General features: G+C 67.6%; 4 protein-coding genes. 3 read left to right on the top strand and 1 reads right to left on the bottom strand.

Annotated elements, in window-relative coordinates:
* Positions 1 to 99: 99 nt before the first annotated feature.
* A complete protein-coding gene (locus RTN46_RS13175) occupies positions 100 to 873 on the top strand; it encodes a glycosyltransferase family 2 protein (protein ID WP_312182022.1) in 774 nt (257 codons plus the stop codon).
* On the opposite strand, the gene idi is transcribed toward RTN46_RS13175, so the two are convergent.
* Complete coding sequence (gene idi, locus RTN46_RS13170; RefSeq protein ID WP_312182020.1) at positions 821 to 1,351, bottom strand: isopentenyl-diphosphate Delta-isomerase; 531 nt, start codon at positions 1,349 to 1,351, stop codon at positions 821 to 823. The genes RTN46_RS13175 and idi overlap by 53 nt on opposite strands.
* A 50-nt stretch (positions 1,352 to 1,401) precedes the next feature.
* Here idi and RTN46_RS13165 point away from each other — a divergent pair, with 50 nt between their 5' ends.
* Together RTN46_RS13165 and RTN46_RS13160 are read left to right on the top strand one after the other, a co-directional pair.
* A complete protein-coding gene (locus tag RTN46_RS13165; protein WP_312182019.1) occupies positions 1,402 to 2,454 on the top strand; it encodes a polyprenyl synthetase family protein in 1,053 nt (350 codons plus the stop codon).
* Positions 2,455 to 2,516: 62 nt separating this feature from the next.
* Positions 2,517 to 3,216 (top strand): squalene/phytoene synthase family protein (locus tag RTN46_RS13160; RefSeq protein WP_312182017.1); only part of this gene is annotated, 700 nt, incomplete at its 3' end.

The following is a 3,216-nucleotide window of genomic DNA, read 5'->3' as shown; positions in this document are numbered from 1 at the left end:
CCCGCTGCGTTTCCGGGGGCCGCGAGCCGGGCTGCCGGGTCTGCCGGAGAAACGTCCCGCGGGCGCAGTGGCCGTGGTTTTCCGCGTAGGATCACAAGCGTGTCCGCCCGTGTGCTTCCCACTGTCAGCGTTGTTATTCCCTGCCTGAACGACGCCGCGGCACTGGAAGCCTGCCTCGCCTCACTGGCGGCGCAGTCCCTTCTGCCGGCCGAAATCGTCGTGGTGGACAACAACAGCACCGACAACAGTGTTGAAGTGGCCGCCCGGCACGGTGCCCGCGTCATCAGGGAAGTATCCCCGGGCATCCCCGCGGCGGCGGCCGCCGGGTACGACGCCGCGGGCGCGGAAATCATTGCGCGGTGCGACGCCGACTGCGTGCTCCCTCCCGACTGGGTGCAGCGCATTGCCCAGCGGTTCGCGGAAGATCCGGAGCTCGCTGTGCTCAGCGGGCCGGGCAGGTTCTACGGATTTCCGGCCGGGGTGGGGCCGGTCATCACCTGGCTGTACCTCGGCTCCTACTATCAGGCGATGCGCCTGGCGCTGGCGCACCGTCCGCTCTTCGGATCGAACCTGGCACTGCGGACCAGTGTGTGGGAATCCGTCCGGAGCAGGGTCCACCGGGACGATGCGGAGCAGCACGACGACGTCTGCCTCAGTGCCCATGTGGGCCTGGACTACCGCTGCGGGTGGGACCGTTCCCTCGTGGTCGGCATGGCTCCGCGGGCGGTGCTCGGTGGAGCGAACCTGCGCCGCCGGTTCCGCCGGGCGTTCCACACGCTGGCCGTACACTGGCGCGCAGAAGCGCCGTGGGAGCGCTGGATCAGGCGTTTTCGGGGTACAGCAGGGGCAGCTGCAGAACCAGCCACGGACTGAACGCCCACGGAGCCAGCCGCACCGACTCGACCAGTTTGGCCGGATCGGTCCACGCCCAGTCCATGACCTCATCCGCTGCCGGTACCGGATCCGTCTCCGCGACGGCGGTGAACACGGGGCAGATCTCGTTCTCGACGACGCCTGAAGCGTCCACTGCCCGGTAGCGGAAATCCGGCACAGCGACGGCGATGTCCCGCAGCCGCAGGCCCAGCTCACGTTCGGCCCGGCGCACCACGGCGTCCTCGTTGGCTTCCCCAGGACCGGGATGGCCGCAGAAGGAGTTGGTCCAGACTCCGGGCCAGGTCAGCTTGCCCAGCGCCCGCCGCGTAACGAGGATTCGGCCGTCCGGCGAGTAGACATGCGTGGAGAAGGCCAGATGGAGCGGGGTGTTCTCGGTATGGACCAGGAACTTGTCCTCGGTACCTATGCACCGCCCCTCATTATCGACCAGAATGACCTCTTCCCGGCGTTGCGGCATTTCTTCCCCTAACGATCAGAGTGTTTACTTTATGCATGGAGACAGAACACTTGCCTGACGAGATAACTGGCCAACAGCAGGTGGAACGTGTCCTGGACGGGTTTTTTGCCGCGGCCAAGGAGCGCGCGGAGCGTATCAGTCCCAGCTACCTTAGCCTTTGGGAGACGCTCGAAGAATCCGCTGCCGGCGGCAAGCGGCTCCGTCCACGCATCGTAATGACTGCCTACACGCACCTCGGCGGGCAGGACCTGGGTGCGGCAGCACGCGTCGGCGCAGCATTCGAGCTGCTGCACACGGCCCTGATCGTCCACGACGACGTGATCGACCTGGACTTCGTCCGCCGCGGCCAGGACAACGTGCCGGGGGTGTACCGGCGGCGGGCCGAAATGGTGGGTGAAGCACCGGAGGCAGCGCGGCACCGCGGACTGTCCGTGGGAATCATCGCCGGGGACCTGGCGCTCAGCGGAGCGTTCCGCATCCTGGATTCGGTGGACACCGACCCATTCACCCGCGAGGCGCTGGCCGGCATCCTCCACGACGCGGTCTTCGCGTCCGCCGGCGGTGAGCTGATCGACGTCGACTTCTCCTTCCAGCCGGGCGCTCCTCCCGTCAGCGAGATCCTGGAGATGGAGCGGCTCAAGACCGCCGTGTACTCCTTCGAAGCGCCGCTGCGGGCCGGGGCCGTGCTGGCCGGAGCGGGGACCGACGCCGTCGCCGCCCTGGGCCGCTTCGGAAGGGACACCGGAATCGCCTACCAGGTGGTCGATGACCTGCTGGGGGTCTTCGGCAACGAAAGCGCCACCGGCAAGTCCAGCCTCGGCGACCTCCGGGAGGGCAAGCGCACCGTGCTGATCGCGTACGCAGCCCAAACGCCCTGCTGGGCAGAGCTCTCCGAGATCATCGGCCGCCCGGATATGCAGCCCGCGGACGCGGACCGCGCCCGGGACCTCCTGGTGGCCTGCGGGGCCCGCGATTATGCGCAGAACCTCGCAGCGGACTACGCGGCCAGCGCGCGCCGCCATCTGGACTGCGCGGAACTGCCGGCCGGACTCGCAGCGATGCTCGACGCCGTCGTCTCCTCCTCCGTGAACCGGGGACGGTGACCATGGTGCAGGAGTCTGGGCTGCAGCTGTATAATCGGGCGGCCGCTGAAACGGCCGCGGTAATGATCAGGACATATTCGACCTCGTTTGGGCTCGCCTCGCGGCTGCTCGCCCCGCGCACCCGGCGGCAGATCGAAACGATCTACGCGCTGGTCCGCCTCGCTGACGAGATTGTGGACGGCGTCGCCGCGGCCGCGGACATCCCTCCCGCTGCGATCGCCCGGCTGCTCGATGACCTGGAAGCCGAAGTCATTGAAGCGCTGCGGACGGGCTACAGCGTGAATCTGGTGGTTCATGCCTTTGCCCTGACCGCACGCCGGACTGGAATCGGTCCGGACCTGACAGCGCCGTTCTTCCGCTCGATGCGGGCTGACCTTTCGCGGGCCGAGCACACCGGGGAGTCCTTCGACGACTACGTGTACGGGTCAGCCGAAGTGGTGGGCCTGATGTGCCTGCAATGTTTCCTGGACGGCGTGGAGGTGCCGGCCGACCAGGAGAAGCGCCTCCGTGAAGGGGCCCGGCGGCTGGGTGCGGCATTCCAGAAAGTGAACTTCCTGCGCGACCTGGCGGAGGACTTTGAAGCCCTGGGCCGCAGCTATTTCCCCGGGATTACCGTGGCTGCGTTCACCGAGGCCGATAAGCACCGGCTCCTGGATGACATCGAGGCGGACCTTTTGGTCTCCGGGAGGGCGATTGCTGAACTTCCCCGGGAATGCCGGGCCGCCGTCGCGCTGGCACAGGAACTCTTCGCCGAACTGGCCC

The sequence above is a fragment of the Arthrobacter sp. genome (genome assembly GCF_031988865.1).
In the GTDB taxonomy this organism is placed as follows: domain Bacteria; phylum Actinomycetota; class Actinomycetes; order Actinomycetales; family Micrococcaceae; genus Arthrobacter_B.
The sequence above is the reverse complement of the archived record's forward strand: the minus strand, read 5'-3'. Positions and strand labels throughout refer to the sequence as shown.